Genomic DNA, 22,633 nt, shown 5'->3' with positions numbered 1-22,633 from the left:
ATCAGCGCTGCGTGAGCAGTATGTTGCGCAGATTCGCGAACACGTGCTCGGGCATCAGCTCGTTGAGACAGCGCGTGTGGCCCAGCGGACATTCGCGGGCAAAACACGGGCTGCATTCCAATTGTAGCCACAGGACATGCGCCTGGTCGGACAGCGGCGGCGTGTGGCGCGGATCGGACGAACCGAACAAGGCAATCTGCGGGCGGCGCAACGCCGCCGTGACGTGCATCAAGCCCGAATCGTTACTCACCACCGCATTCGCGCGCGCCAATAGCGCGCACGCCTCGGCCAGCGACGTCTGTCCGCAGAGATTGCGCACGAACGGCGCGTCGGCCGCGATTTGCTGCGCCAGCGCGCCATCCTTGCCCGAGCCGAGCGCAATGATCTGCGCATACGGGAACGAGCGGCGCACCAACTGGGCGAGCTGCGCGAAGTGACCGGGCGGCCAACGCTTGGCCGGCCCGAACTCGGCGCCCGGACAAAACACCACGAGCGGTACGCGCAGATCGAGCGCGAAGCGCGCGTACACACGGGCTGACTCGTTCAGATCGGCGTCGATTCGCGGCGTGGGCAGCGTTTCGGGCAGCTTGGCCCCCGGCGCGAACGCGAGCGCCGCGTAATGGTGCACCATCGGCGGGCGCTCGTCCTTGCGCGGATTGGCGTGACGCACGTTGAGCAGGCCGTAGCGCTGCTCACCCTTGTAGCCGATGCGCAACGGAATGCGCGCCAGCCACGGAATCAGCGCCGATTTCAGCGAGTTCGGCAGCACGTAGGCGGCGTCGTAACCCTCGTCGGCGAGCACGCTCGCGAGCCGGTAGCGCTCGAGCGGCTGCAACTTGCCGTGCGCGAGGTCGGTGGCGACGACGCGCGAAATCTCCGGCATGCGCTCCAGTACCGGGGCGACCCAGCCGGGCGCGATCGCGTCGATCGTCAGACGCGGATGCAGGCGCTTGAGCAGGGTGAACAACGGCTGCGCCATCAGCGCGTCCCCAATCCAGTTGGGGGCGATCACCAAGGCTTTATGCATCGTGGCGGAGACTCTATACGTTAAGCGTAGCAAAGATACGCAGAGGTAACCGGGCGGCGTAGCGCGACAACTGCGCGCTGCGGCCCGCCGGTCGGGGCAGCATCACGCGGCTCAGTGGTGGCCCTTGAGCGTGACGCCGGCCTTGAGGCGATAACGCGTGCCGCAATACGGGCAGGCCGCTTCGCCATGCGTCACATCGATAAACACGCGCGGATGGGCGCTCCACGCTTCCATCTTCGGATTCGGGCAATGGACCGGCAGATCTTCCGCGCCGACTTCGACGACCGGCATTTGTTTGACTTCGCTCATGGGATTCGGACCGTGATGGGAATTCGGGGTTTTGGGGATTGCAAGGCAGGCGCCCTTAACGACACAACGGAAGACAACGGGGGACGACTGGCCGCTGACCAAAAGTCGCTATTGTAAAGCAGCCGCAGCCCTTTGCGGATGGCTCGCAACGACCGCAGCCATGCCAGATGCCCGTTCGTGTCACCTTGGCTGCCCCCCGCGTGGCGCGTACGCGACACCTCGGGTATTGCGGCCGCAGAAAACGTACTGATAGGCGTGCACGGCGTAGTAAGCAAACATTTACCCTGGCTATAATGGCCTGTCGTTCGCCGCCAATGATGAATATATTCAGGAGACACTCCGGCAACCCTGGCGGACGTTGTGGCCGCTTGCGGCCACCTTGGGCGTGCCGGGCGCCGTCGGGACCGCTTTGCCCCGCAACGCCAGACACTGTGCCGAACGCTTCGGTGCTCGCCCCCCAAACCGACCATGCCAATGCTTCGTCTGCCAGCCGCCGAACGTGACGGGTTCGCGGCCGGTTTCCGTATCATCTCGCCGCTTATGCCGGCGATCTTCTCGTGGGGACTCGTGACCGGGGTCGCCATGGGCAAATCGATTCTGACCGTGCCGCAAGCCTTCGGCATGAGCCTGATGCTCTACGCCGGGTCGGCGCAGTTGGCCTCCTTGCCGCTGTTCGCGGCCGGCATGCCCTTGTGGACCATTCTGCTCACCGTCGCCATCGTCAATCTGCGCTTTGTGATCTTCAGCGCCGCGCTCCAGCCGCATTTCTCTTATTTGTCGCTGCCCCGGCGCATCGTGCTCGGGTATTTGAACGGCGATCTCGGATTCGTGATGTTCATGAATCAGAAGTTCGCGACCGGCTATGTGCCCGGCAAGGAAGGCACGTATTACGGCATTACGCTCACCAATTGGGCGGTCTGGCACGTGTCCTCGATGCTCGGCATCATGCTTGGCGCGCTGGTGCCCGATAGCTGGGGCCTTGCATTCGCGGGTACGCTTGCCCTCATTCCCATGATGGTGCACACGATCAGCAGTCGCTCGACGATGCTGGCCGTCACGCTCGCGTCCGTGATCGGCCTGTTCGCGTTCGATCTGCCTTATCGGCTCAATCTCGTGCTCGGCGTCCTTGGGGCGCTTGCGGCCGGCATGGTGTGCGATGAACTTGCCGCGCGTCATGCAAAGCGGCTTGCGCTGGCCAGCCCGCACACGGCCCCGCCCGATGGCGCGTCGCGCGACGGTGCGCAGGCGAGCCCCCCCGGGGAGCGACGCTCATGACCCCCGTCGAAATTTGGTTCGCCTTCGTGGCGATGACCGCCGTCACTATCCTCACACGCACATTCTTCCTGCTCGGGGGCGAGCGCGTGACGCTGCCGCAGCGCCTGCAACGCGCGCTGCGCTACGCCCCGGCAGCGGCGCTTGCCGTGATCGTGGTGCCTGAGGTGTTTCTGATCGATCATCAGTTCGCGCTGCATTGGCATAACCACAAGCTGGCGGCCGCCGTGGCCGCCACCGGCTGGTTCGTCTGGCGGCGCAACATGATCGAGATGATCGGGGTGGGCATGATCGTCTATACGCTCGGACGCCTGTTCCTGTAGGTGGAACCCTCGCTGTCCAAAATGGGCATCCGGGCGGTCGGATCAGTTAAAATGCATGTTTTTCCCACCTTCTATTCCGGATTCTCATGGCTTCCGTCGTACGTCTTACCGATTTGATCGCCCAGGGCCGCCTCGCCGGCAAACGTGTCTTCATTCGTGCCGATCTGAACGTGCCGCAAGACGACGAGGGCCGTATCACGGAAGACACGCGTATTCGCGCGTCGGTGCCGGCCATTCAGATGGCGCTCGACGCCGGTGCGGCCGTGATGGTCACTTCGCACCTCGGCCGTCCGACGGAAGGGGAGTTCAAGCCCGCCGACTCGCTTGCGCCCGTCGCGCAACGCCTCTCGGAACTGCTCGGACGCAACGTGAAGCTGATCGCCGACTGGGTCGATGGTGGCTTCGAGGTGGCGCCGGGTACGGTCGTGCTGCTCGAGAACTGCCGCGTCAACAAGGGCGAAAAGAAAGACAACGACGAACTGGCGCAGAAGATGGCCAGACTGTGCGACGTGTATGTCAACGACGCGTTCGGCACTGCCCACCGGGCCGAAGCCACAACGCACGGCATGGCCAAGTACGCGCCGGTCGCCTGTGCCGGCCCGCTGCTCGCCGCAGAACTCGAAGCGCTCGGCAAGGCGCTGAACGCCCCGGCGCGCCCGCTCGTGGCCATCGTGGCCGGCTCCAAGGTCTCCACCAAGCTCACCATTCTGAAGTCGCTGGCCGACAAGGTCGACCACCTGATCGTGGGCGGCGGCATTGCCAACACGTTCATGCTGGCCGCCGGCCTGCCGATCGGCAAGTCGCTCGCCGAGGCCGACCTGGTCGGTGAAGCCCGCGCCATCATCGACGCAATGGCGGCCCGCGGTGCATCGGTGCCGATCCCGACGGATGTCGTGTGCGCCAAGGAGTTCAGCGCCACGGCCGAAGCGAGCGTGAAGGCGGCTGCCGACGTGGCCCCCGACGACATGATCCTCGACATCGGTCCGCAAACGGCCGCCAAGCTTGCCCAGCAACTGGCGGGTGCAGGCACCATCGTGTGGAACGGCCCGGTCGGCGTGTTCGAATTCGACCAATTCGGTCACGGCACCGAGACGCTGGCGCGCGCCATTGCCGCCGCCCCGGGTTTCTCCATCGCCGGCGGCGGCGATACGCTCGCCGCCATCGCCAAATACGGCATTGCCGATCAGGTCAGCTACATCTCGACCGGCGGCGGCGCTTTTCTCGAATTTCTCGAGGGCAAGACACTGCCTGCCGTCGACGTGCTTCAACAACGCGCGCGCGAAGCGAACTGATTGCACAAAGCCAGGTGGAGCGGGGCTCGCAGGCCGGTCAGGCGAACCGAAATGCGCGTCGATAGCGCGATTTTGATCGGCTTATTGCGAACGTCAGAGATCGAATCAAACGATTTCGTACGGACAATACGAACTTTTTGGTTAACCTACGACGGCCTAAATGCGCTACAAACCTCTAAGCGCCAGCAATGTCGAACGCGCTGTTACCAAAAGAGGATGAAGAGATGGATGTAATGAACCGCTCCACCAAGATCGTCGCCACCATCGGTCCGGCATCGAGCACGCCGGAAGTGCTCTCGCGCATGATCGCCGCCGGCGTCGACGTTGTTCGGCTGAACTTCTCGCACGGCACGGCACAGGATCACATCGAGCGCGCCGAAATGGTGCGCGCGGCCGCCAAGGCGGCTGGCCGCGAAGTGGCCATCATGGCCGACCTTCAGGGGCCGAAGATTCGCGTCGGCAAGTTCGAGAACGGCAAGGTGACGCTCGCGGCCGGTGCCAAGTTCATTCTGGACGCCGACTGCGAGATCGGTAACGACGAGCGTGTCGGGCTCGATTACAAGGAACTGCCGCGCGACGTGCGTTCGGGCGACGTGCTGCTGCTCAACGACGGTCTGATCGTGCTGATCGTCGATCACGTGAACGGCCAGGAGATCCATACGACCGTGAAGGTCGGCGGCGATCTGTCCAACAACAAGGGCATCAACCGCCAGGGCGGCGGGCTGACGGCGCCGGCGCTCACGGCCAAGGACATGGACGACATCAAGACTGCGATGGCGCTGGGCGCCGATTATGTCGCGGTCTCGTTCCCGAAGAACGCGACCGACATGGAAATGGCGCGCCGCCTGGCCAACGTGGCCGGCGAGCCCTACGGCATCAAGCCGCGCATGATCGCGAAGATCGAGCGTGCGGAAGCCATCCCTGCGCTGGAGGAAATCCTGGCGGCGTCGGACTGCATCATGGTCGCCCGTGGCGATCTGGCCATCGAAGTGGGCAACGCGGCAGTGCCGGGCCTGCAAAAGCGCATGATCAAGCTCGCGCGCGAGATGAACAAGCTCACCATCACGGCCACGCAGATGATGGAGTCGATGATCCACAATCCGGTGCCCACCCGCGCCGAGGTGTCGGACGTCGCCAACGCGGTGCTCGACGGCACCGACGCCGTGATGCTCTCCGCCGAGAGCGCGGCGGGCAAGTATCCGGTCGAGACGATCGAGGCGATGGCGGCGATCTGCGTCGAAGCCGAGCGCTCGGAGTCGGTGGAACTCGACCGCGACTGGCTTGACCAAACTTTTACGCGCATTGACCAAACGATTGCCGCTGGCGCCCTGTTTACCGCGTATCATCTTGGCGCGAAAGCGATCGTGGCCCTGACGGAGTCGGGGGCGACCGCGTTGTGGCTGTCCCGCCACAAGATCCATGTGCCGATTTTTGCGCTCACCTCGCAGCTCGGCAGCCACCGGACGATGGCGCTGTATCGCAACGTCTACGCGATGCGCGCCGACGCCACGCTCGATCGCGATCAGGCGCTCAAGCAGGCCGAGCAACTGCTGCTCTCGCGCGGGGTGGTCAAGCACGGCGACACCATCGTGCTGACCGTGGGTGAGCCGATGGGGCAGCCCGGTGGTACCAATACGTTGAAGATTGTCCAGGTGGGCCACGCATGACGAAGGGGCCGCGCGAGTGCGGCGAGGCGCGCGCGCCGCGCCGCCCGCGAGCCGTCGTCATGAGGGGGCGCCTCTGGATCGAGGAAAGATTTGCTTAGTTTTGTGATTCCAAGGAGAACATCATGCCCCTAGTCTCTATGCGACAGCTGCTCGACCATGCCGCCGAAAACGGCTACGGTCTGCCGGCCTTCAACGTCAACAATCTGGAGCAGGTTTCCGCGATCATGGCCGCCGCCGACGAAGTCGGTGCGCCGGTCATCATGCAGGCCTCGGCCGGTGCCCGTAAGTACGCTGGCGAAGCGTTTCTGCGGCACCTGATCTCGGCGGCCGTGGAAGCCTATCCGCACATCCCGGTGGTGATGCATCAGGATCACGGCCAGTCGCCGGCCGTGTGCATGGCTGCGATCAAGAGCGGCTTCTCGAGCGTAATGATGGACGGCTCGCTCGAAGCCGACGGCAAATCGGTCGCCAGCTACGAGTACAACGTCGAAGTCTCGAGGAAGGTGGTCGAGTTCTCGCACTATATCGGCGTGACGGTGGAAGCCGAACTGGGCGTGCTGGGTTCGCTCGAAACGATGAAGGGCGACAAGGAAGACGGCCATGGCGCCGACGGCACGATGACGCGCGAGCAACTGCTGACCGACCCCGATCAGGCGGCCGACTTCGTGCACCAGACGCAGTGCGACGCGCTGGCCATCGCCATCGGTACCTCGCACGGCGCTTACAAGTTCAGCCGCAAGCCGACGGGCGATATTCTCGCCATCGACCGCATCAAGGAAATTCACCGTCGCATTCCGAATACCCACCTCGTGATGCACGGTTCGTCGTCGGTGCCGCAGGAACTGCTCGCGGAGATTCGCGAATTCGGCGGCGACATGAAAGAAACGTATGGCGTGCCGGTCGAAGAGATCGTCGAAGGTATCAAGCACGGTGTGCGCAAGATCAACATCGATACCGACATCCGTCTGGCCATGACCGGCGCGGTTCGTCGCTATCTGTTCGAAAACCCGAGCAAGTTCGACCCGCGCGATTACCTCAAGCCGGCCCGCGAAGCCGCCAAGCTGGTTTGCAAGGCGCGCTATCTGTCGTTCGGTTGCGAAGGGCAGGCGGGCACGATCAAGCCGGTCGCCCTCGAGAAGATGGCCGAGAAGTACAAGAGCGGCGATCTCGCACAGATCGTGAAGTAATCGGACGCATCGCGGCCACGCGGGGCTTGTCCCGCATGGCCGCTGCCCGACCCGGGCGGCGGGGTGTCGATGGGCCAAGCCCGTCGGACATCCGCGACGCCCGGGTCGCAGGCCCGGCTTTTGACAGCGCACGCTGGAGCAAAAGCCGGGCCTTTTCTTTTTGGGCCTCGGCAAAGGGCACTTGCCGCCGAGCGCTGCGCGGATCGTGGCGCTCGGTATTGCCACGCCATCGACACGCCACGCCATCGACTTGCCATCGACTTGCCATCGACGATCGAGGCCATCGTTTCGTTCTCCAGACAATCTCCGGTCGAGGGTGAAGCGCCAAAGCACATGGCTGCGGCGGTGCAAAGCGACAGCGATCCGCCAAATTCCGAAGTCCGGCAGGGCGTCGCATGTCAGTCTCCGGTGCCTCCCGCCCATCTCGCCCATGTCAATGGGCCCACCGGAGTTATTGATGCCATCGAATTGCATTCCCAAGTCCCTCGGCCGGTGTCTGGGGTTGTCCAGTCCCAGTTCCGACGAGTCGTCGCGGTCATCGTCGCGTAGCACGCCCATGGCAAGCGCGATGACGTCCGTCTCGAACCGCCCTCAGACGCCGCACGCGGGGTCGCGAGTGCAGCGGGACTTGGCGCCGGCCGCCCGGCACGAGCCGACGCCGGGACCGTCGGTGACAACGACGATGACGATGGCCGCCGACTGGCGCGGCCGTGATGCCGACCGCGCGCCAGGCAACGCCGACGTTTGCAAGCCGATTCGGCTTTGGGGATGCTACGATCCGGCGCCGGAATGGGGGGCTGCGCTGCAGAGGGACGCACAAGCGTGGGCCGACGTCTATGACGTCAACACGTCGCGATTGATCCGGATGGGCAACGAATGCACGCGTTACGGTTTGATCGAGCTGGGCGGACATCCGTTCGTCGTCGGGCCGACGGCCATTCCGGCCGAGGCACACGTGCTCACCCGCATACTCAAGGCCCACCCGCAGATCGGCGCGATTTTCTGTGTCGAACCCGGAACGATGCAGATGTCTGCCGAATCCGACGATCCGTCGGCCGCGCCGCGCACGCCGGGATACAGTGAGCGTCCGATCAGCGAGTACATTGCCAGCGTCGCACGCCGTGACGGGCTTGAGCGCGACACTCGTGCTGGGCGCGCGACGCAGCCGCCTGTCCAACTCGACGGCAGTCTGTCGCGCGTGCAGTTCATGGAATTCGCCGGCATGGAGCGCTTCGACGCCGAGATTTCCCGCGAGGTATTGTGGCGTGCAGGGCGGGGCGTGGCGGAGTTCATGCGCAAGAACCCCGGCAAGATCGCACTCGTGTGTTCGGAGCGGGGCATTGCCCGGCCGTGCGCGGTGATCGCCAGTGCGGCACTGCAACTCAAGCACGGCGACATCGGGCTGCGCAACGCGCTCATCGCAACGGTGGTCGCGCAGCGTTCCGAGGCGAGCGACCACCATATCAATGCGGCTTCCCGCAGCTTCGATCTCATTGCCGAGTTTGCGCGATTGCTCGACATGCTGCGCAGCCCAGGGCGGGGCGAGCCGCGCTGGGAGCGCAAGGTCCACCTGCTCCGGCAACGTCTGCCGGAATTTGCCGACGCGCGCGGGTCCGCCGCCGCCGACTGGCAGACCGATGCCGGTCGGCGCCGTGCGGCCGATATTCTGGAGGCGAACTTCGAAGCGGTCGCGCCGCTGCTGGCCTCCGGGGGCTTGCCGGCCGGCATGGCCTTGCTCTGGCTGCGCGACGAGCTCAATGTGCTCAGTGGTGTGAGGTTCCTGAGTCCCTCGTACATGGACGGGCACATCGACCGTATTTCGCAGGAGGATATCGACCCGGACAGCGCCGAGGCCGTGCGTCTCGTGTCGTTCGACGATTACGGGTTGATGTGCGACAACAAGTATTACCACGCAGAGTCGGTGGCCGGATGGTATCGGGCGTGCTTGCAAAACAATGAGTTCTTGTCGAACCCGGTCTCGCGGGCTCCGGTGGTCGCCTTGCTGATCCAGGAGGCCGAAAAGGCGCGGCTGGAATCTCTGTTCCTCCACCGGCCTGAGTGAGCCTGGGCGCGTCGGGGTAGCAGGGGGCGCGTGGTGAATGCGCCCGGCGACGCGCCGGGTCGACAACTTCGCGAATCGGCCGCCGACGCGCGTATAATTACGCCTTTGCCCTTCCTGATATTGGGTCCCGCCGTGACTACCCCCGCTCCGAACGCCCTGTACGAATCCTCCCTCAAGAGCCTGCCGCTCCTGTCTCGCGGCAAAGTGCGCGACAACTACGCGCTCGGCGACGACAAGCTGCTGATCGTGACGACGGACCGCCTCTCGGCGTTCGACGTGATCATGGGCGAGCCGATTCCGGGCAAGGGCCGGGTGCTCAACCAGATGGCCAACTTCTGGTTCGACAAGCTCGGGCACGTCGTGCCGAATCACCTGACGGGCATTGCCCCCGAGACGGTCGTCTCGGGCGACGAAGCCGCGCAGGTCGCCGGCCGTGCCGTCGTCGTCAAGCGCCTCAAGCCGATCCTCGTGGAAGCGGTGGTGCGCGGCTACCTGGCCGGCAGCGGCTGGAAAGACTATCAGGCGACGGGCGCCGTGTGCGGCGTGACCTTGCCCGCCGGTCTGCAAAACGCCCAACAACTGCCGGCGCCGATCTTCACGCCGGCGGCCAAGGCCGAGCTGGGCGAGCACGACGAGAACATCAGCTTCGATGAGATGGTGAGCCGCATTGGCCGCGAACTGGCCGAGCAAATCCGCGAGATTTCGATTCGGTTGTACAAGGAAGCGGCGGCGTATGCGGCCACACGCGGCATCATCATCGCCGATACGAAGTTCGAATTCGGTCTGGACGACAACGGCAAGCTGCACCTGATGGACGAAGTGCTGACGGCGGATTCGTCGCGTTTCTGGCCGGCCGATTCGTACGCCGTCGGTAGCAACCCGCCGTCGTTCGACAAGCAATTCGTGCGCGACTGGCTCGAAACCCAGCCGTGGGGCAAGACGCCGCCCGCCCCCCGGCTGCCGGACGATGTCGTCGAGAAAACGGCCGCCAAGTACCGCGAGGCGCTCGAGCGCCTGACCGGTCAGCCGCTGGCCTGAGCGGGGCATCGACGACATGAGCGACAAACAAGCTGTGGCCCCGCGCATCGGCGTAGTCATGGGGTCCAATTCGGACTGGGAAGTGATGAAGAACGCGGCCGCGATACTGGCCGAGTTCGGCGTGCCGTACGAGGCACAGGTCGTCTCTGCGCATCGCATGCCGGACGACATGTTCCGCTACGCAGAGGCGGCGCGCGAGCGTGGCCTCGTCGCGATCATCGCGGGTGCGGGCGGCGCCGCGCATCTGCCTGGCATGATCGCCGCGAAGACGACCGTGCCGGTGCTGGGCGTGCCGGTGCCGAGCAAATATCTGCGCGGTGAAGATTCGCTGCTCTCGATCGTCCAGATGCCCAAGGGGGTGCCGGTCGCCACGTTCGCCATCGGCGAGGCGGGCGCGGCGAATGCCGCATTGTTCGCGCTCGCCATGCTGGCCGCCGAGGACAAGGCGCTTGCCGGCAAGCTCGAAGCGTTCCGCGCGAAGCAGACCGAAGCGGCGCGTGGCATGACGCTGCCCGCGCTCTAAAAAACGAACGTCCCTGCTACTGTCAGCGCCTCAACGAAGATGAATTCTGCCTCTGCTGCGCCCGTTCTTCCCGGCCAATGGCTGGGCATGCTGGGCGGCGGCCAACTCGGCCGCATGTTCTGTTTTGCCGCCCAGTCGATGGGCTACAAGGTGTGCGTGCTGGACCCCGACCCGCGCTGTCCGGCCGGCGCCGTGGCCGATCGCCTGATCGTTGCCGATTATTGTGACGAGACCGCGCTCACCGAGTTGGCCGCGCTGTGCCCGGCCGTGTCGACCGAGTTCGAGAACGTGCCGGCTCAGTCGCTCGACTTCCTCGCCACCTCCACGATCGTGAGCCCGGCCGGGCGCTGCGTCGCCATCGCGCAGGATCGGGTGGCGGAGAAGCGCTTTATCGAGCGCTGCGGTGTGCCGGTGGCCCCGCATCTGGTCATCGAATCGAACGAGGCACTCGCCGCGATTGACGACGCGGCGATCGAGCGCGTGCTGCCCGGGATTCTGAAGACGGCACGGCTCGGGTACGACGGCAAGGGGCAGGTGCGCGTGGGTACGGCCGCCGAGGCGCGCGACGCCTACGCTGCACTCGGCGGCGTGCCATGCGTGCTGGAAAAGCGTCTGGCGCTGGCCTTCGAGGTGTCGGTGCTGAGCGCGCGCGGTGCCGACGGCGCGGTGGCCACCTACCCGCTCGCACAGAACGTGCATATCGACGGGATTCTCGCCACCACGACGGTGCCTGCGCCCGACGCCGCCCCGAACGTTGCCGATGCCGCGCGCGCTGCGGCGGCGAAGATTGCGTCGGAAATGGGTTACGTGGGCGTGCTGTGCGTCGAGTTCTTCATTCTTACGGACGGTTCGCTCGTCGCCAACGAAATGGCGCCGCGTCCGCACAACAGCGGTCATTACACTATCGATGCCTGCGCTGCCAGCCAGTTCGAGCAGCAGGTGCGTGCGATGGCCGGTCTGCCGCTCGGCGACACCCGTCAGCACTCGCCGGCAGTCATGCTCAATGTACTCGGCGACGTGTGGTTCGAGGGTGACGCCAAGCAGCGTGCGCGCACGCCGGCGTGGGCCGAAGTGGCGGCGCTGCCGTCGGCACGTCTGCATCTCTATGGCAAGGAAGACGCCCGCGTGGGCCGCAAGATGGGCCACATCACGTTTGCCGGTGCGACGCTGGAGGAAGCGCGCGAAGCATGCGTGACGGCCGCAGCGAGCCTCGATATCCCGCTGGAAGACTGAGCGATGACCTCGCCTCAAGCGCCGCACATCGTCATGCCGCCGGCCCAGGCGATCACCCAGGCGGCCGAGCAACTGGCGGCCGGTGAATTGGTCGCGTTCCCGACGGAAACGGTCTACGGCCTCGGCGGCGATGCGCAGAATCCGGTGGCCATCGCGGCCATCTACGCCGCGAAGGGCCGCCCGGCCAATCATCCGGTCATTGTTCACTTTTCCCCGGAAGCGGACCCCGGCTACTGGAGCGATCACGTCACGCCTGCCGCGCGCAAGCTGATGGACGCCTTCTGGCCCGGGCCACTCACGCTGATTCTCAAGCGCGCGCCGCATATTCCCGATGCCGTCTCCGGCGGACAGGATTCGGTGGGGCTGCGCTGCCCGTCGCATCCGGTGGCGCAGGCGTTGCTGCGCGAGTTTGCCCGGATCAAGGGCGGGCAGGGGGGTGTCGCCGCCCCGTCGGCCAATCGCTTCGGCCGGGTGAGCCCGACGTCCGCGCAGCATGTGCGCGACGAGTTCGCCGGACTGCCGGGCGTGAGCGTGCACGTGCTCGATGGTGGCGAGGCTGCCGTCGGTATCGAGTCGACCATTGTGGATTTGTCGCGCGGTTTCCCGGCACTGCTGCGCCCGGGGCACATCACGCCCGAGCAGATCGCCGAGGTGCTGGGGGAGATGCCGCGTCTGCCGATGCACGACGCCGATGCCCCGCGCGCGTCGGGCACGCTCAAGGCGCATTACGCGCCACGCACACCGCTGTATCTGTGCGATGCGGGTCAATTCGCACCGGCGCTGGCCGTGCGCCCCGACGGGGAGCGAGTCGCGGTGGCGGCGTTCGGGTCAACGCTCGCGACACTGCCCGCCGAGATTTCAGCGTCGACCGATATCGTGAAGATTGTGCTGCCTCCCACCCCCGCAGCCCTCGCGACCGACCTTTATGCGATGCTGCGCCGGCTCGACCGCGCCAACGTCTCGCACATTCTGTTCGAGCGGCTGCCGGACACGCCCGCATGGGCCGCAGTCGGCGATCGCCTCGGCCGCGCGGCAGCGGCGTTCGAGCGCGCGTAGCCTGCAGCTTCTGCTGCTTCTGCAGCCTCGCGCGCCTGCGAGACGCCTCGGCATGGGCGGCGGTCGGTAAGTTTCGCGGCCGCGCGGTAGCGGATTTCCTGTGCGCGTAGCCTGCATCTCTCGGTGGCGATTCGATCCGACCAGACCCGACCCGGCGAAGCGTCAGCGAGTGTTGCGCGATGCTCCGACGCTGCCTACGCCCCCCACGGTTCCTGCACTGTCCGCATTTCCAGGTAATCCGGCCCCTGGCGTCGCGACGGCCTGCCCGTCGGGCCCTTGTGACGTCTGCCACGCGTGTCGCCATTCAGGCGGCCCGAACAGCGCCATCCCCTTGTTGCGCCAGCCCGGCATCGTGACGACGTCGCGAACCATCGTTCGCCATTCGTGAAACGTCAGCGTGATCGGGTTGTGCGTGTGGATCGGCTCGACGATGCCGTACTCGCACGGCTCGGCTTCGCACTCTTCGACATAAGAGCCGAACATGCGGTCCCAGACGACCAGCACCCCGGCATAGTTGCGGTCGATATAGCGAGGATTGCGGGCATGATGCGCCCGGTGAATCGACGGCGTGTTCAGCACATATTCAAGCCAGCCCAGTTTCGGAATCGCCTGCGTGTGTACGAAGAACTGGAAGGCAAGATTGAGCAATACCACGCCGACGATCTGTGTTGGCGTGAAGCCGATCAGCGCCATCGGCGTCCAGAACAGCCACATGCCGGCGACGGGATACATCAGGCTTTGCCGAAACGCCGTCGACAGATTGAGCCGCTCCGACGAGTGGTGCACGACGTGCGCCGCCCACAACCAGCGGATACGGTGACTGGCGCGATGAAACACGTAATAGAGAAAGTCCTGCACGACGAAGAGCAACAGGAAACCGAGCCATCCTCCCGGCATCGTGTAGAGACGGTGGTGGTCGTACAGCCACGCATAAAACGGCACGACGAGCAGCCAGGCCAGTTTGTCCGCACCCTGATGCATGAGCGCGAGCGTGGCGTTGCTCAGGGTGTCCTTTACGCTGTACATGCCGGGGCGGCGGCGTCGCCAGTACCAGGCTTCCACGCCGATGCACAGCACGAATACCGGGGCGAGCGCCAGCAGAATCAACTCGACGTTCATGACCTCGCGTCTCCTCACGATGGGGTCATCTGAACCGGTGCCCCCGCGTCTTGGCGAAGGTGGCACCGATGGAACGTCTATTCTGACGCCAATGCGGCGGCGAAGCGCAACGATTCGGGGTCGGTTAGAGGGAAACGTCGAAAGTCCCGTCCTGGCCGCTTTTTCACGATGCCAACAGGCTCAGGGGGCGTTCTCGTAAACCCACGAGATGAGCGCGTCGTGGAACCCGCGTGCGTTGCTCGCGCGCGGATCGTTCACCAGCGAGACGACGACGTAGATGTCGCCGGAACGCGTGCCGACATAGCCGGCCACCGCACTCACATCGTCGAGCGTGCCGGTCTTGATATGCGCATTGCCGGCCACGTCGCGATTCATCAGGCGGTTGCGCATGGTGCCGTCGACGCCGACGGTCGGCATCGACTCGACGAGCACCTGGGCCGTCGGACTGTTGATGCCGTGTTGCAGCAGACGGGCCAGCTCGGCGACGCTGATGCGCTCGATGCGCGACAAGCCCGAGCCGTTCTCGACGACGAGCCCCGGCATGGCAAGATCGTTCTTGTCGAGCCAGCGATTCAACACGTCGCGTGAGCGCGCGAGGCTCGCGGGCGCTTTGTTGTGATCGGCGGCGAGTCCGAGTGTCAGGAACAACTGGCGGGCCATCACGTTGTTGCTGAACTTGTTCATGTCGTGCACGACTTCGGCCAGTGTCTGACCGCGATGCGTGACGAGCAAATGCGCATCCGGCGGTACGACGCCCGTGCGCACGTTGCCGTTGAACTGTCCGCCCGACGCTTGCCACAGGGCGCGGAAGCCGCCGAGAAAGAAGCGATCGCGGTCGGGGGCGGCCACGTTCCAGCCCTTGTCCTCGCAGGACGCTGGATACGTGCCCGAGAAGTGCGCGACATAGGTGCCGTCGGGCGTGGCGTTGAGGGTGGGGTGAATGCGGGTGAGCCAGTCGCCGCAGTTGCCGGCAGCGCTCGATGACAAGTTGTTCGAGACTTGCAGATTCGCCAGCGGCGGCAGCACGCCCACGTCGACAGTGCCGTTCGGATTGCCCGTGAAGCTGAACGAGACGGCTTTGAACGAGTACAGCAGCGGATCCGGGGCGACGTTATACGGCCGGTCGGTGTCGCCATCAATGGCGCCCAACTCACCGATATCCGAGCTGTAGGCCGAGCGATCGAGCACAATGTCGCCGTCGATGTCGGTCACCCCTGCCTTGTGCAACTGAGCAACGAACTTCTCCATCTCTTCGGGCACGAGCTTCGGATCGCCGGAGCCTTTGAAATACAGATTGCCGTGGAGCGTGTGGCCGTCCGACTGCCCGTCGGTGAAGGCCTGTGTGCGCCAGCGGTAGTCGGGACCGAGCGTGTCGAGCGCGGCAATCGTCGTGACGAGTTTCATCGTCGACGCAGGATTGCGCGGCACGTTCGGGTTGACGGCGAGCAACGGGGGGCCGATGCGGCCGCGTGTTTGCAGCGGATTGTCGACCTTCTCGACGATCACGCTCACGTGCGCGGCGGGCACCTTGCTCGCGGCGAGCGCGCGTGCCAGCTCGGGCGGCAGCGGCGTGGCGCGCGCGTCGGTCGTCGGCACCCTGGGCATCTTGGCGTGCTTGAGGGGCTTCGCCTGTACGGGGGCGCTCAGGACGAGCGCGAGTGCCAGCGCGGCGAACCCCCCCAGCTTGGCGTGGCCCGGGATGCGGTGCAGGCGCAGCGATTGCAGCGCGTCAGGGTGACGCAGGCTAGGCAGGCTAGGCAGGTGAGGCACGGACCGGGAGGCGTTACGGAGCAGGTCAGGGGCGCGCATGACGGGCGAGGTTCTCCAGTGTTGCGCGCAGCGAAACCGAACGGCCTGGATGCACGACGGGCACAGGCAAAGCGAAGCGGACGCGGCGGCGAAGGAATCAGTCGGGTTACCGGGCCGCGATGTGCGTCTGACATGCGCGGCGCATGGGTGCCATTGTAAGTCGGTGATGCAACGAACTGTCGCTACAATGGGTCGAAATCCGGCGAGTGTCACCCATTGGCAACATCACGCAGCACGATTCCACGTTGCGTTGGCGGCCTGTGACGCCCGGAAATGGCCTCAACCGGTGCCCAACCCATGCGAATTCTGTTGGTGGAAGACGATGCGATGATCGCCACGGCCGTCATGAAAGGCCTGCGCCAGGACGGCTGGACCGTCGATCATGTCGGCGACGGTCAGCGTGCGCTCGACGCGCTCGCGCTCGAGCCCTATGACGCACTGCTGCTCGACCTTGGCTTGCCGCGTCGTGACGGCATCGATGTGCTACGCACACTACGTGCGCGCGGCCAGACACTGCCGGTGCTCATTGCAACGGCGCGCGACGCCGTTGCCGATCGCGTGAAGGGGCTAGACGCCGGTGCCGACGATTACCTCGTCAAGCCCTTCGATCTCGACGAACTGGCGGCGCGTTTGCGTGCGCTGGTGCGACGTCAGGCCGGACGCAGCGAGCCGTTGCTGCGTCACGGTGGTATCGTGCTCGACCCCGCGACGCGGCAAGTGACGTGCGGCGGCGTGCCCGTGGTGCTGTCCGCACGCGAGTATGCGGTGCTTGAAGCGTTGCTCAACCGGCCGGGGGCGGTGCTGTCCAAGGCGCAACTCGAAGAGCGCATCTACGGCTGGGGGGAGGAGGTGGCGAGCAATGCGGTCGAAGTTCACATCCACGGGCTACGCAAGAAGCTTGGCGCGGATGCCATCCGTACCGTGCGCGGCGTCGGCTATATGATGCCGGCGCAACTGGGGCAGACGCCCCCGGCTGCGGGCATGGCGGCACCGGAGGCGAACTGATGCGCTCGATTCGCCGTCGTCTTCTCTTGGGGTTGTTGATCACGCTGGCAGTGGCATTGCTGCTCGCGGGCATCGCGATCTTCCGTCAGGCGCGCACCGAGGCCAACGCGCTGTTCGATTTCCAGTTGCAGCAAATGGCGCTTTCGCTGCCCGCCGAGCCATTCTCGAGCGCGCCGGGCGTGCACAGCGACGCGGGGGGACTCGTCATCCAGATATGGAGTCGTAATGGTGTCGAGTTGTATTACTCGCACCCGCGCGCGCCGCTGCCGCCGCGCGCCGAACTGGGCTTCACGACGGTGCAGACGCCCGAGGGCGACTGGCGCGTCTACGCGGCGCTCGTTGGCGACAATGTCGTGCAGCTTGCGCAGCCGATGGTGATTCGCGATTCGCTCGCCGTGTCGATGGCGTTGCGCACGCTGCTGCCGCTGGTGGTCGCAATGCCGCTGCTCGCGCTGCTCGTCTGGATCGTGGTGGGGCGGGGGTTGCGGCCGCTACGTCGCGTGACGAAGGCGCTCGACGCGCGCGCGCCGGGCGCCCTGGACGCCCTCCCCGAGGCCGGGTTGCCCGACGAGGTGCGCCCGCTGGTGCGTGCGCTCAACAGCCTGCTCGGCAGGCTCGACGAGGCACTCGTGCAGCAAAAGGCGTTCGTGGCCGATGCGGCGCATGAATTGCGTACGCCGCTTGCCGCGTTGCAACTGCAGGTGCAATTGCTCGATCGGGCGCATTCGGAGACGGAACGTGCCGAGGCGATGCGGGACTTGCGCGATGGTGTGCATCGCGCCTCACGCATGGTGGCGCAATTGCTGACGCTTGCGCGGCAGGAGCCGGACGCCGCGCGTGCGGCGGCGGCATTCGTCGAGGTGCCGCTCGCACCGTTGCTGCGTGACGTGGTGGCGCATCATGCGGCGTTGGCGCTTGCGCGTGGGATCGACCTCGGGCTGGACGCCCCCGACGCGTTGTGCGCGATCAGTCGCGTGCAAGGCGATGCGAACGCGTTGCAGACACTTTTCGGCAATCTCGTCGACAACGCGCTGAAGTACACGCCGCGCGGCGGTCATGTCGACGTGCGTCTGGTGGCGGCATCGCCGGCTTCGGTGGTGGAGATCGAAGACACCGGGCCGGGCATTGCGCCGGCCGAGCGCGAGCGGGTGTTCGACCGGTTCTTCCGCGGCGGAGCGGCGTCGTCGGCGGACGGGGCGGCATCGGGATATCCGGCGCCGTCGCCCGACGCGGCGGCACAAGACGAAGCGAGCACGCCACGCGCGCAGGGCAGCGGGTTGGGGCTCGCCATTGTGCGCAACATCGCGCAGGCGCATGGCGCGCGCGTGGAGTTGTTCGACGCGCGCAACGGTCGAGGGCTTCGCGTGCGCGTGAGCTTCGGCGGCGCGGCGTCGGCACCGCCGCCAGCGCTTTAGGCACGGTACGGACTCAGCGCGCTTTGACGGCAATCGCTGCGCCGCGGCACGTTATCGCGCGGTGCAATCTCGCACCGCGCTTTACGGGAGTGCCGGAGATCATCCGTGCTCATCCGTGCTCATCCGCGCTCATCCGCGCGTCACTCTCGTGACCTTGTCGTTTTCAATCGTGAGCGTGCGGCGATCCGGGCGATAGTCGCGCGTTGTCGGCAGCGCTTTGCCGTCCTGCATGCCGATACGCCACGGGCACCCCTGGAGCATCGATGTCGCTTGCGCGAGCGACTTGCCGACGATGGCCTGGTCGGACGGCGAGTCCGGCGTGCAAGCGCCGTTTTGCACTTGCATCGACCCCGGCACCGGGCCTTGCGAGAGCGTCGAATCGGCCGGACCTTGCGTGCCTATCCCGTTGCCGTTGCCTTGTGAGCCGTCGCCCTGTGCGGCGTTCGCGGATACCCCCCATGCCAGGCACAACGCGGTCCCGGCGTATCCCATCCAGCGAGCGGCGCGGCGATACGCGTGCGTGCGGTGAAGCGGCGTGTCGATCGAATGCATCGTGATTCTCCGGTAGGCGAAAACGTGCGGCGCGGAATTGCGCCACTTCGCCACCGTAGTCAGCGGAATACGTCGTACGCAAGACGAACTACGCGAGTTGCCCTTTCAAACACCTGCTGCGGTCACGCATAGCGCGCGAATTGAGGTTGCTCGGTATTCGATGAGTCACTTTTTGTTCGCCTTAAGGTTGCCTTAAGGGAGCCTCTCTACGATCACAGTCATGTCAAACGCGGTCGTCAGTAAGGAGAGACTCATGCGGACCTCGAAGCTCACTCGTACCTTGGTTGCCAGTGCCGTGCTCGTCGCATTGACGGGCGGTTACGTCGCGGGACGCCAGCATTGGCGCGCGCCGCTGGCCGCCGAGATGGTCAGCGATGCCAATGCGGCCAATCCAGTCAATCCGGTGCTCGCGGCCCCGGCCGCCAACGCGCAGAACACGTCGAATACGGCGCCGCGCATGCTCGTGCCGGACTTCTCGCAACTGGCGGAACAATACGGACCGGCGGTAGTCAACATTAGTGTGACGCACGATGGGAAACCATCGGCGGGCGGCGGCTCAGCGGCCATGCAGATGCCGCCGGGCATGGATCAGAACGATCCGCTGTTCCAGTTCTTCCGCCACTTCTACGGCGCGCCGGGCAACGATGGCGGCGGCGACGGTGGGGGCGACAGCAGCGTGCCGACGCGCAGCCTCGGTTCGGGCTTTATCGTGAGCTCGGACGGCTACATTCTGACCAATGCCCACGTCGTGGACGACGCGAGTCAGGTCACGGTGAAGTTGACCGACAAGCGCGAATACAAGGCGAAGGTTGTGGGCAGCGACAAGGCGAGCGATGTGGCGTTGCTCAAGATCGCGGCGACGAATCTGCCGACGGTGAAGATCGGCGATCCGTCGAAATCGAAGGCCGGTGAATGGGTGGTGGCCATCGGGTCGCCTTACGGCTTCGACAACACCGTGACGGCGGGCATCGTGTCTGCGAAGGCACGCGCGCTGCCTGACGAGAACTACACACCGTTCATTCAGACGGACGTGCCGGTCAATCCCGGTAACTCGGGCGGGCCGCTGTTCAACCTCAATGGCGAAGTCATCGGTATCAACTCGATGATCTATTCGCGCACTGGCGGCTTCCAGGGGCTGTCGTTTGCGATTCCGATCGATATGGCGATGAAGGTCAAGGCGCAATTGCAGCAGTACGGCAAGGTCAGCCGTGGGCGCATCGGCGTGACGATTCAGGAGGTGAACCAGTCGTTGGCGAATTCGTTCGGTCTGCCCAAGCCCGAGGGCGCGCTGGTGTCGTCCATCGACAAGAACGGCCCGGCCGCGAAGTCTGATCTGAAGCCGGGCGACGTGATTCTGGCGGTCAACGGCACGACCATCGAAGACTCGGTGCAGTTGCCGGAGAAGATTGCCGACATGCGTCCGGGGCAGAAGGCGACGCTGACCGTCTGGCGCAATGGCGGGAAGCAGAACGTGAGCGTCACGGTGGCGGCGCTCAACGAGAAGAAGGACGTCGCGAGCAATGACGACTCGGCCACGCACGGCCGCCTGGGTCTTGCGGTGCGCGAACTCTCGCCCGAGGAAAAGCGCGCGGCGCAGGTCTCCCATGGCTTGCTGGTGGCGCGGGTCGGTGGGCCGGCCGAACAGGCGGGGGTGCAGGCGGGCGACATCATCCTCTCGCTCAACGGCACGCCCGTGACGAGCGCCTCGCAATTGAGCGATAAGCTCAAGAAGGCGGGTAATAATGTCGCGTTGCTCGTGCAGCGCGACGGGCAGCAGATTTTCATCCCGGTCGATCTCGGTTAAGTGCCGGGCAAGACAACGGCGGGATGCCACGCACTACCTTGTGTGCTGGCGAGCGCGGCGCTCACGATACAGCGACGGCCGCGCCGCCGGTACGATCCGGCATCGTGATGTCATGAACGGGAGGTTGAACATGTGGCAAAAATGGCAACGTTGGTCGGTGGCCGCCGCCACCGCCGCAGCACTGGCAGGGAGTCTGGGCGGCATATCGGTCGCCCACGCGCAGGGCGGCACGCTGCCGCCGTCGATGCAGCAGGGCAACGTGACATACGTCTCGGGCGGCATCGATAGCGACGAGTCGGGCGCGTTCAAGCGTGAAGCGCCGCGCTGGCCGCTGTCCATCGAGATGGCGGCGCGGGGCGACGGCGCGAACGAGTATGTCGCCGACGCTCAGGTACAGATTCTGCGCGGGGGGACCACAGTGCTCGATACGCGCGCGAAAGGGCCGTTCATGCTGGTGAAGCTGCCCGAAGGCCGCTACACCGTGAAGGCAACGTACAACGGTAAGCCCATGGCGAAGGACGTGACGATATCCGCCAAGGGGCACACCGCAGCAACATTCCTGTGGCCGCACGACTGATGTGCCGATCGGTCGTGCCCGTTGAGATGCTACGGATGACGAGGTAACCCAGGCAGTACCACTCTGCAACGAGTGAGCGAGTTGCGCCGCCGAAAGGCGGCGCTTTTTTTGTGTGCAGCGCCATGCCGGGGAAACGGGGCGGGGTGTCGCGGATCAAGCGGCGCTGCCGCACGCCGTGGCTTCGCTGTCGACGCTCGCGTCGGCCGTGCGTGTCGCGAACGTTTGCTTCACGGCGATACCGTTCTTGATCGCCGTCATCTCGGCGAGAATCGCTACGGCGATCTCTGCCGGCGTGCGCGCGCCGAGATGCATGCCGACCGGCCCGTGCAGCCGCTCGATTTCCGTCGAACTGAGGTCGAAAAGCGACAGTCGCTCGCGGCGTCGCGCATTGTTCACGCGCGAGCCGATGGCGCCGATGTAGAACGCGGGCGACTTGAGCGCTTCGAGCAGCGCCATGTCGTCGAGCTTCGGATCGTGGGTGAGCGTGAGTACCGCGCTATGCGAGTCGAGTTGCAGGCGCACGATCAGGTCGTCGGGCATCTCGCGAGAGAGTTCGGTGCCGGCCACATGCCATTCGTCAGCGTATTCGCTGCGCGGGTCGCAAACGATGACGTGATAGTCGAGTGCGCACGCCATGCTCGCCACATACTTCGAGAGTTGTCCTGCGCCGATCACCACCAGCCGATGGCGCGGCCCGTGCGAGGTGATGAGACGCACGCCGTCGAATTCGAGCGACGGTGTGTGGTGTCCCGGCGCGATGCGCACCGCACCGGAGGTCATGTCGAGCTCGCGCACGACGAGACGGAATTGTGCGATGGCGTCGAGCAGTTCCGGAATGCGCGCGGCGTCGCGCAACGGCTCGAGCACCAGTTGCAACGTGCCACCGCATGGCAGCCCGAAGCGATGCGCTTCCTCGGCCGTCACGCCGTAGCTGGTGAGATGGGGGCGATCCTGGGGCCAGTCGCCGTCCCGAATGCGTGCGATGAGGTCGTCCTCGACGCAGCCGCCCGACACGGAGCCGACCAGATGACCGTCTTCGCGAATGGCGAGCATCGAGCCCACGGGACGCGGGGCGGATCCCCAGGTCCGTACGACGGTGCCCAGCGTGACGAAAAAGCCCGCGCGGGTCCACTGCACGGCGGCCTTCAGTACTTCCAGATCGACACTGTCCATAGCAGAGTTCCTTCGCCGATACGCAAGCGGCAGCCGAGCGCCCCAGTCGCGGGCCACCGTCGACCGTTCACCGCTCGATGTGATCCGCCGAGTATATCTTGCCTTGGCTTGCGCTGTATTTCAGCCGATATTGCGCTCGGCCCGGCCGCCGTGCGGCGCGCGATGCGGCGCAATCGGCGGGCTGCCGCGG

The 22,633-nt window shown here is 65.5% G+C and carries 20 protein-coding genes; 14 read left to right on the top strand and 6 right to left on the bottom strand.

What is annotated here, in order from left to right; all coding sequences use genetic code 11:
* Nucleotide 1: 1 nt before the first annotated feature.
* Nucleotides 2-1,027, bottom strand: coding sequence for a lipopolysaccharide heptosyltransferase II (waaF, locus tag ACE3UG_RS06765; protein ID WP_374621373.1), 1,026 nt, complete (start codon nucleotides 1,025-1,027; stop codon nucleotides 2-4).
* A 111-nt stretch (nucleotides 1,028-1,138) separates the two neighbouring features.
* Nucleotides 1,139-1,336: a zinc-finger domain-containing protein gene (locus ACE3UG_RS06760; protein WP_374621371.1), complete on the bottom strand. Its 198-nt coding sequence runs from the start codon at nucleotides 1,334-1,336 to the stop codon at nucleotides 1,139-1,141.
* A 474-nt stretch (nucleotides 1,337-1,810) separates the two neighbouring features.
* Between ACE3UG_RS06760 and ACE3UG_RS06755 the strand changes: the two genes are divergently transcribed.
* From ACE3UG_RS06755 to ACE3UG_RS06710, 10 genes are all read left to right on the top strand, one after another.
* Nucleotides 1,811-2,611 carry an AzlC family ABC transporter permease gene (locus ACE3UG_RS06755; RefSeq protein ID WP_374621558.1) on the top strand — a complete coding sequence of 267 codons (801 nt, stop codon included), beginning with the start codon at nucleotides 1,811-1,813 and terminating at the stop codon, nucleotides 2,609-2,611.
* On the top strand, nucleotides 2,608-2,931 hold the full coding sequence (locus tag ACE3UG_RS06750) for an AzlD domain-containing protein (protein WP_374621368.1): 324 nt from the start codon (nucleotides 2,608-2,610) through the stop codon (nucleotides 2,929-2,931). The genes ACE3UG_RS06755 and ACE3UG_RS06750 overlap by 4 nt, the downstream gene beginning before the upstream one ends.
* A gap of 86 nt (nucleotides 2,932-3,017) precedes the next feature.
* The gene (locus tag ACE3UG_RS06745; RefSeq protein WP_374621365.1) at nucleotides 3,018-4,223 is read left to right on the top strand and encodes a phosphoglycerate kinase; all 1,206 of its coding nucleotides are present in this window, start codon (nucleotides 3,018-3,020) and stop codon (nucleotides 4,221-4,223) included.
* Nucleotides 4,224-4,456: 233 nt separating this feature from the next.
* A complete protein-coding gene (gene pyk, locus ACE3UG_RS06740; RefSeq protein WP_374621363.1) occupies nucleotides 4,457-5,890 on the top strand; it encodes a pyruvate kinase in 1,434 nt (477 codons plus the stop codon).
* Nucleotides 5,891-6,012: 122 nt separating this feature from the next.
* A complete protein-coding gene (gene fba / locus ACE3UG_RS06735; protein WP_374621360.1) occupies nucleotides 6,013-7,077 on the top strand; it encodes a class II fructose-bisphosphate aldolase in 1,065 nt (354 codons plus the stop codon).
* 568 nt (nucleotides 7,078-7,645) lie between these two features.
* The gene (locus ACE3UG_RS06730) at nucleotides 7,646-9,139 is read left to right on the top strand and encodes a hypothetical protein (RefSeq protein WP_374621357.1); all 1,494 of its coding nucleotides are present in this window, start codon (nucleotides 7,646-7,648) and stop codon (nucleotides 9,137-9,139) included.
* A 132-nt stretch (nucleotides 9,140-9,271) separates the two neighbouring features.
* Nucleotides 9,272-10,177, top strand: coding sequence for a phosphoribosylaminoimidazolesuccinocarboxamide synthase (locus tag ACE3UG_RS06725; protein WP_374621355.1), 906 nt, complete (start codon nucleotides 9,272-9,274; stop codon nucleotides 10,175-10,177).
* A 16-nt stretch (nucleotides 10,178-10,193) separates the two neighbouring features.
* Nucleotides 10,194-10,700 (top strand): 5-(carboxyamino)imidazole ribonucleotide mutase, encoded by a 507-nt coding sequence (gene purE / locus ACE3UG_RS06720; RefSeq protein WP_374621353.1) that lies wholly within the window; start codon nucleotides 10,194-10,196, stop codon nucleotides 10,698-10,700.
* 39 nt (nucleotides 10,701-10,739) lie between these two features.
* Nucleotides 10,740-11,933: a 5-(carboxyamino)imidazole ribonucleotide synthase gene (locus ACE3UG_RS06715; protein ID WP_374621350.1), complete on the top strand. Its 1,194-nt coding sequence runs from the start codon at nucleotides 10,740-10,742 to the stop codon at nucleotides 11,931-11,933.
* A 3-nt stretch (nucleotides 11,934-11,936) separates the two neighbouring features.
* The gene (locus ACE3UG_RS06710; RefSeq protein WP_374621347.1) at nucleotides 11,937-12,989 is read left to right on the top strand and encodes an L-threonylcarbamoyladenylate synthase; all 1,053 of its coding nucleotides are present in this window, start codon (nucleotides 11,937-11,939) and stop codon (nucleotides 12,987-12,989) included.
* 162 nt (nucleotides 12,990-13,151) lie between these two features.
* Here the strand turns inward: ACE3UG_RS06710 and ACE3UG_RS06705 are convergent, their stop codons facing one another.
* Nucleotides 13,152-14,108 (bottom strand): sterol desaturase family protein, encoded by a 957-nt coding sequence (locus tag ACE3UG_RS06705; protein WP_374621344.1) that lies wholly within the window; start codon nucleotides 14,106-14,108, stop codon nucleotides 13,152-13,154.
* Between the two features lie 180 nt (nucleotides 14,109-14,288).
* Nucleotides 14,289-15,917: a D-alanyl-D-alanine carboxypeptidase/D-alanyl-D-alanine-endopeptidase gene (gene dacB, locus ACE3UG_RS06700; RefSeq protein WP_374621341.1), complete on the bottom strand. Its 1,629-nt coding sequence runs from the start codon at nucleotides 15,915-15,917 to the stop codon at nucleotides 14,289-14,291.
* Nucleotides 15,918-16,214: 297 nt separating this feature from the next.
* Between dacB and ACE3UG_RS06695 the strand changes: the two genes are divergently transcribed.
* Nucleotides 16,215-16,922, top strand: coding sequence for a response regulator (locus ACE3UG_RS06695; protein ID WP_374621338.1), 708 nt, complete (start codon nucleotides 16,215-16,217; stop codon nucleotides 16,920-16,922).
* Nucleotides 16,922-18,337, top strand: a complete 1,416-nt coding sequence (locus ACE3UG_RS06690) for an ATP-binding protein (protein WP_374621335.1) — start codon at nucleotides 16,922-16,924, stop codon at nucleotides 18,335-18,337. The genes ACE3UG_RS06695 and ACE3UG_RS06690 overlap by 1 nt, the downstream gene beginning before the upstream one ends.
* 129 nt (nucleotides 18,338-18,466) lie before the next feature.
* Here ACE3UG_RS06690 and ACE3UG_RS06685 read toward each other — a convergent pair whose 3' ends face one another.
* Nucleotides 18,467-18,889 carry a hypothetical protein gene (locus ACE3UG_RS06685; protein WP_374621333.1) on the bottom strand — a complete coding sequence of 141 codons (423 nt, stop codon included), beginning with the start codon at nucleotides 18,887-18,889 and terminating at the stop codon, nucleotides 18,467-18,469.
* A gap of 253 nt (nucleotides 18,890-19,142) precedes the next feature.
* Here ACE3UG_RS06685 and ACE3UG_RS06680 point away from each other — a divergent pair, with 253 nt between their 5' ends.
* Both ACE3UG_RS06680 and ACE3UG_RS06675 read left to right on the top strand, forming a co-directional pair.
* A complete protein-coding gene (locus tag ACE3UG_RS06680) occupies nucleotides 19,143-20,693 on the top strand; it encodes a DegQ family serine endoprotease (protein ID WP_374621330.1) in 1,551 nt (516 codons plus the stop codon).
* Between the two features lie 130 nt (nucleotides 20,694-20,823).
* Complete coding sequence (locus ACE3UG_RS06675; RefSeq protein WP_374621328.1) at nucleotides 20,824-21,270, top strand: carboxypeptidase regulatory-like domain-containing protein; 447 nt, start codon at nucleotides 20,824-20,826, stop codon at nucleotides 21,268-21,270.
* Nucleotides 21,271-21,423: 153 nt separating this feature from the next.
* On the opposite strand, the gene ACE3UG_RS06670 is transcribed toward ACE3UG_RS06675, so the two are convergent.
* Nucleotides 21,424-22,443 carry an XdhC family protein gene (locus ACE3UG_RS06670; protein ID WP_374621325.1) on the bottom strand — a complete coding sequence of 340 codons (1,020 nt, stop codon included), beginning with the start codon at nucleotides 22,441-22,443 and terminating at the stop codon, nucleotides 21,424-21,426.
* Between the last annotated feature and the right edge of the window lie 190 nt (nucleotides 22,444-22,633).

This window comes from Pandoraea sp. (assembly GCF_041919235.1).
Taxonomy (GTDB): domain Bacteria; phylum Pseudomonadota; class Gammaproteobacteria; order Burkholderiales; family Burkholderiaceae; genus Pandoraea.
This window is presented reverse-complemented; position numbering and strand designations above follow the sequence as displayed.